Raw genomic sequence first — 5,871 nt, 5'->3', positions numbered from 1 at the left:
CCCACCCTTACTCAGCACCCCACCAGCGAAAACGCTCAGTTCTGACGTGCCGTCACTGACACTCACCCACTGACACCAAACCAGCACGTCGCACCTCGTCGTCCAGGTTCTCCTCGTCGTCCGCCGCCGACAGCTCCGGGACTGGGCGCCCGGCGAAGTAGGCGTCGACCTGCTCGCCGTCATAGAGCCGGGTGCGGCCCGCGCTCAGCGGCGCGGGGAACCCTTCGGCCTGCAGGCGGCCCGAACTGAGCAGAGTTGGCACGGCAATGCCCTGCTGCACAGCAATGTCGGCGAGAGTGCGCACCAGGTGCCGGCGTCCGGCGCGGATCATCTTGGTCCTCCCAATCCGGCGAACCACCGGAGGTTGAGAAAACGGTAGCGATTTCACTACCGTCACGGGGCGGGCAGCAGTGCCTACAGGTCGAAGTCCAGTTGCTCGATGTCGGTGAACTCCACGTCCAGACCTTGGGCGCGGCGCCCGCCGTCACGGAAGTAGACCTCGCCGAGCGCCTGGCCCGCGAGGTCGCGCAGCTGCTGCTCGCTGGCCCCCGCGTCCTGGGCCGTTGCACGGCCCGGTTCAGGCCGTCTTCCACGATGCCCATTTAGGGCTCTCCGTTCATGATCGGCCGTGTGGGCCACTGTGGGGCGATCATGGCCGGGCCGGGGGAACTTTGCCCGGCGGCAGGCTGATCGCGCCGCACAGCGGCGTCCAGGGCGGTTAGAGGGCCGGTTCTTCCGCGCCGGACATGTCGCGCAGGCGACTGTAGTGGAACTGGTGGGCCACGGTCACGGTCGCCGTGGGCCCGTTGCGGTGCTTTGCCACGATGAGATCGGTCTCCCCGGCACGCTCGGACTCGGGCTCGTAGTAGTCCTCGCGGTGCAGCAGGATGATCGCGTCGGCGTCCTGCTCCAGGGCGCCGGAGTCGCGCAGGTCGCTCACCGCTGGCCGCTTGTCCTGCCGTTGCTCGGGCCCGCGGTTGAGCTGGGCCAGGGCGATGATCACGGCGCCGGTGTCGGAGGCGAGGATCTTGAGTTCGCGGCTGATCTCGGTGACGCAGTCGTAGGTCGACTGCCGCGCGTGGCGCTCCGGCGGGTCCGCAACGCCGTATGCCACCACCAGCACACCGGTCCGCGTGACCCCAGGCCGCCCGCGCCAAGCACGACCGCGCCGTACAGCGGCCAACGGGCCGCCGACGGAGGGTCCGGGACGCGCAGCGGCCCGTTCCCCGACCGGGTTATGACTTCGATGGCACCGACTGGCAGGCGGTCGAACTCGGGCCTTGGGGCCACTGATGATGAGCACCCGGATTGTTGGTACAGCTATCCACTCGTCGGATCGGACCATCACCAGCCCTCGAATGTTCGCTCCAGCCCGGAAGGTCCGGCAAACATGGGCATGACAGGCAGATCCTCTGAAGTCGATGCCGTACCTCCACCGCTGACACAAGGGTTTGCGCCTCTCAGAGCACGGGTGTGAAATAGATATAGGCACAACATCAATCCGACTCGACTGCTCTCAGTCACCACAGGACGGCACTGCCGACAGCACATGGCAGGAGTCATGAATCCCACGTGCATCGGATTTAACTGCAGAAAACCGACCAACACCGTGCTGTACCTCCGAGGGGACGGCAAATGGTTGGCGGACACAATGACACGCTTCGAAGTGCCCCCCGACTACGCAAAGTTCATGATCGGCAAACTTCTCGGGTGCGAGCCCAGTGAAGTGCCGGGCCACACAAAGGCAGAGGATCTGCCGCTGTCGTGCTGCGGCGAATGTGCAAGAAAGGCCGGTTTTCCACCCCCGGTCCGCTTGGGCGCACCTGGTCCCATTATCCAGGGAAGTTCATCCTCACGATTCTGAGCCGCATCCATTCGGCGGGCATCGCCAGGAAGCAATCATGACCAGCAGTGGATACGACGGTCCTATGGATAATGGTGATTTCAGATTCTCGCTGGTCATCGCCTCGCAGACGACGGGCCAGAATCTGCCGACGCTTCCCCAAGTGGCGAGGGAGCTGGATACCGTCCTGCGGGATCCGCAGCTTGGCGGCTGTAAAGCTGCTCTCCCCGACGGTCGTTCACTTCTGCTCGACCAGGATACCTGGACAACGATGACGGCAGTCGCGGACGCTGCCGAGCGGGCCCAGGAAGGCTTGCTGATCCTGGCGTGGATCGGCCACGGCACGGTCAGAAACAAAGACTTCTACGTCCTACCGCACGGCTCGACCGAAGCACAGCTCGGGAGACCCGACGGCCCTTACCACCTCCCTCAACAGCTTAAAGAACTCTTCGTCGGGCGCAGCCGTCTCGGCCTGATCCTCCTCATCGATGCGTGCGTATCCGGAGCAGGCGTGGCCCAGGCCGCCGCCGAGTGGACAAGCCTCGACCAGGACTTGAGGCGCCGATTCCAGGTGCTGTCCGCGGCGAACATGGACGAATCGGCATGGGACTGTTCCTTCAGTCGCACCATTGCCGCACTCCTGCGCACCGGACACATCGCCCTGGACCAACACCTGGTCTGTCGTGACCTCAAGCGGGCAGCGGAACTGGCGGAACGCCGACAGCAACCTGCGCTTGTGTCCCTGGACGGGCTGAAGGATGATTCCGAGTTGTGGGTGGCGAACAACGCAGCCCTCACGCGACAATCGCTGCCGGTTCTCTCCGGCGATCTGGACGGGCTGCGCCGCGCACTGATGCATTTCCGCCTGACCTCGCCGCTCGAGCAGGTTGTGGCCGCCTCGCGCGCGCACCGCTACGTGGTGGTGCGCGGTCCGGCCGGCTTCGGAAAGACGACCGTGATGGGAGCGTTGACCAGGTCCGAAGTCGCGCCGACCGTGGTACCTGCGGGCTTCGTGCACGCCCTGCGACTGTTGCAGGCGGAGGAGACCTCCGGCGGTGTGGCCCAAGTGCTAGCCAACCAACTGGTCTCCACTGTCGCCGAATTCAAAAAGGCCCGGGGCGATTTCAACGAGCGCTTCCCTCCCGTCGAGCGGGCGAACATGACCGAAGCCCAGCAGTGTCTGCTCGGGCCGCTGAGTCGCTTGCCGATCCACACTCCCGTTCGGATTGCCTTGGACGGCTTCGACCAGCTGTCCAAGGTCCCGGCCGACGAAATGAGTGACCTGATAAGGCTATTGCAACTTCCCCGCCAAGGCGGCGCCGACGTTCGGATAGTGGTCTCCTCGCGGCCGGACGCGGCTCCGCCCCCGGCCGGATGCGAAGTCGTTGTGGATGCTGCCTCCGACAAGGACCTGCAGGCCTACCTGGACGACATGGATGTGCAGCCTTGGTTGCATAAGGCGGTCGTCGCGGGAAGCGAAGGAAGTTGGCTCGTCGCCTCCCTGCTCGCCGACTACGCAAAAAAAGAGCCCACGCTCGCTCCGCACGAGGTGCCTTCCGGCCTGGCCGACGTCTACAACCGCATCGTCGACAAGGCTCTGAGGGGCAACCGTTACTGGGCCGCCGAGGGCTCACCGGTCAAAGCCGCGTTCACCGTGCTGGCCGCAGCCGGCCCCGGTGCTGTACTCCCGCAGGCACTCCTGCAACGCGCCTGTCAGGAATTGGGTGCGCCGGCCATGGACGAAACCGAGCTCGACAAGTGCCTGGAGCCCCTGCGCACCTATGTCGCACGTGCACCGGCCGGCGAGGGAGCGTCCGCCACCATGCTCTACGGGCTGTTCCATCAGTCCCTGGCCGACTTCCTCACCGGAAGTCTGGACAGCGAACAAGGTACGTTCAGGGTCGACGTCAGCGCAGGCCACCGCGCCCTCGCTATCTCCATCGCCGCCCTCGCCCCGGCCGACCAGCGCACCCCCGCCAATTCCCTAGAACCGCTGCAGGACTACGCACAGCGCGCCGAGCCCGACCATCTGTGGCACTGCGGCGAACATGAGCAGGTCCTCCACAGCCTCAAGGCTCGCGCCTCCGCGATCCCGGTCGAAAATCTGCATCGCTGGCAGCGCTGGCACCATGAACTCGCTGGCCACTTCGGCGACGACGACCCGTACACCCTCACCACCCGGAGGCAGATCGCATCCTGGACCGGCGACGCCGGACATCCCGAGCGCGCGATGGAGCTGTTCAAAGAGCTCCTCCCCGACTTCGACCAGGTACTCGGACCCAACCACCGCGACACCCTGACTGTCAGAGCCGACATCGCCGAGTGGACCGGCGAGACCGGAACGGCCGGAGCAGCCGAGCACGCCGTGGAACTGTTCAAAGAGCTCCTCCCCGACCAGGTCCGGGCGCTCGGCGATGACGACCCAGACACTCTTACCACCCGCCACAACATGGCGTCCTGGACCGGGGAGACCGGCGACACAGAAGGCGCCTTGGAACAACTCAAGGACTTGCTCCCCGACCGAGAGCGAGTGCTGGGAGCCGACCACCACGACACGCTCACCACCCAGCACGAGATCGCCATCTACACCGGCCGGAGCGGGGAGGCCGGGCGGGCGGCGGACCTGCTCACCGAACTGGTCCCCCACTTCGAGCGAGTCCTGGGATCCAACCACCCCGACACTCTGATCGCCCGAGGCGGGCATGCCGGCTGGACCGGACGAGCCGGCATGCCCGCACGCGCCGTGGAACTGTTCACCGAACTGCTCACCGACTTCGAGCGAGTGCTCGGGCCCGACAAGCCCGACACCCTCATCACCCGCCACAACATCGCCTACTGGATGTACGAAGACGGCCACCACGAAGAGGCCATGGGGCTGTGGCGGGAGATGCTGCCGGAGTTCGTCCGCGTGTTCGGTCGTGAGCACCCACGTACCCAGACGGTACAATGGGGCCTGGCACGAGGTGGCGGCGATGGAACTCATACCTCCGGCTAGACAGCGCATGCGCTACTGGAACGCAGCCGCTACCGCCGCCCCTGCCTGTTCCTTCGTCAGGTAAAACTTTGCCTGGTGTGGCTCGGAGCCCGTGTCCAGAGTCCAGTCCGACTCCAAAACGCCGCGCGGGTCTTTGAACAACTCTCGCAAGTCCAGCACTGCGGCAACAAGGTCGTCCCTGGCCGCCAAATTCACCCATCGCCGCACCTTCGCTGGCACCTCCTTGTCCTCAGGCAGGCGGTCGTAGACCAGTGTCCGCAGGCCCAGGGGAGAGCCGAGCGTTATCAATAGGGGCAGCTCCCGGGTCAGCCGGTGCGCGGCCTGGAACGCCACCACTGAGCCGAGCGAATGTCCGATGATGGCGACCGTCTCGGCCCCGACATGCTGGGCCATCCGCCGCTGTACCTCCTCACGCAACGCCTCCTCGGTCAGGTACCGGGTGAGCTGGGCCAGCGACCGATCGGCGAACCGTTCCGCCAGCGTCATGCCCGCCGGAGCGAACCAGCGCAGCCGGGCCAGAGCATTGAGCACCGGTCGCCCGGCCGCGCGCATTCCCTGACGACCTGCTGTCTGTCCATCGATGGTGTGTCGCTGGCGGTAGGCCTCGTCCCGATCCTCCGTCTCCCTTGCGCGCTGCTCGGCCTGGCGCAGCCACTCCACCGCCAGCTCGGTTGCCAATTCCTGTTGCTGCAGTGTCAGATCATCCACCGTCTGGCTGTTGCCCATCCGGCCCGGGGCCAGGAACAGATCGCCGTAGAACACCATCCGGCATTCCAGATCTCCCGGCTTCGAATCTCTCCACAGCCGGTCAGCCAGACCCGGCTGCTTCGCGGCACGGACGCCGCCGGCCAGAGCCGGGAGCCAAACCTGCTCCAGCGGGTCTGCCTGCTCCTGCTCTTGCCCAATCCCGTGGACCAGCACGATCTGGCTCATAGGTTCTAGCTGTATTGATCACGAGCGTTGTTGACACTGGCCGGGCTTGATCATGGCGAAGGCCCCCGTGTGTGGTGGAGGTGTCGAATCTTCACCGCAC

At 65.6% G+C, this 5,871-nt stretch carries 4 protein-coding genes and 1 pseudogene; 1 reads left to right on the top strand and 4 read right to left on the bottom strand.

Translation table 11 applies throughout. The features are described 5' to 3' along the window. Positions 1-52 precede the first annotated feature (52 nt). The 3 genes and pseudogenes from ABTX60_RS42980 to ABTX60_RS43395 form a co-directional block, all read right to left on the bottom strand. Entirely contained in the window at positions 53-331 is a 279-nt protein-coding gene (locus tag ABTX60_RS42980; protein ID WP_352102041.1) for a hypothetical protein, read from the bottom strand. A gap of 83 nt (positions 332-414) precedes the next feature. After that, positions 415-639, bottom strand: coding sequence for a hypothetical protein (locus ABTX60_RS42975; protein WP_502992504.1), 225 nt, complete (start codon positions 637-639; stop codon positions 415-417). A gap of 79 nt (positions 640-718) precedes the next feature. Further along, positions 719-1,117 (bottom strand): annotated as a pseudogene (locus ABTX60_RS43395) (DnaB-like helicase C-terminal domain-containing protein); the annotation flags it as partial. 784 nt (positions 1,118-1,901) lie between these two features. Here ABTX60_RS43395 and ABTX60_RS42965 point away from each other — a divergent pair. After that, the gene (locus tag ABTX60_RS42965; RefSeq protein ID WP_352102039.1) at positions 1,902-4,838 is read left to right on the top strand and encodes a tetratricopeptide repeat protein; all 2,937 of its coding nucleotides are present in this window, start codon (positions 1,902-1,904) and stop codon (positions 4,836-4,838) included. Positions 4,839-4,850: 12 nt separating this feature from the next. Here ABTX60_RS42965 and ABTX60_RS42960 read toward each other — a convergent pair whose 3' ends face one another. Continuing rightward, positions 4,851-5,771, bottom strand: coding sequence for an alpha/beta hydrolase family protein (locus tag ABTX60_RS42960; RefSeq protein WP_352102038.1), 921 nt, complete (start codon positions 5,769-5,771; stop codon positions 4,851-4,853). Between the last annotated feature and the right edge of the window lie 100 nt (positions 5,772-5,871).

The sequence above is a fragment of the Streptomyces sp. NPDC126510 genome (assembly GCF_040302345.1).
Classification (GTDB): Bacteria; Actinomycetota; Actinomycetes; order Streptomycetales; family Streptomycetaceae; genus Streptomyces.
Note: the sequence above shows the minus strand (reverse complement) of the source record. Positions and strands in the feature narration are given on the sequence as shown.

What these genes read in the sequence shown, in the direction of transcription:
- ABTX60_RS42980 (WP_352102041.1), bottom strand. Translation starts at nt 331, where the DNA reads ATGATCCGCGCCGGACGCCGGCACCTGGTGCGCACTCTCGCCGACATT.
- ABTX60_RS42960 (WP_352102038.1), bottom strand. Translation starts at nt 5,771, where the DNA reads ATGAGCCAGATCGTGCTGGTCCACGGGATTGGGCAAGAGCAGGAGCAG.
- ABTX60_RS42965 (WP_352102039.1), top strand. Translation starts at nt 1,902, where the DNA reads ATGACCAGCAGTGGATACGACGGTCCTATGGATAATGGTGATTTCAGA.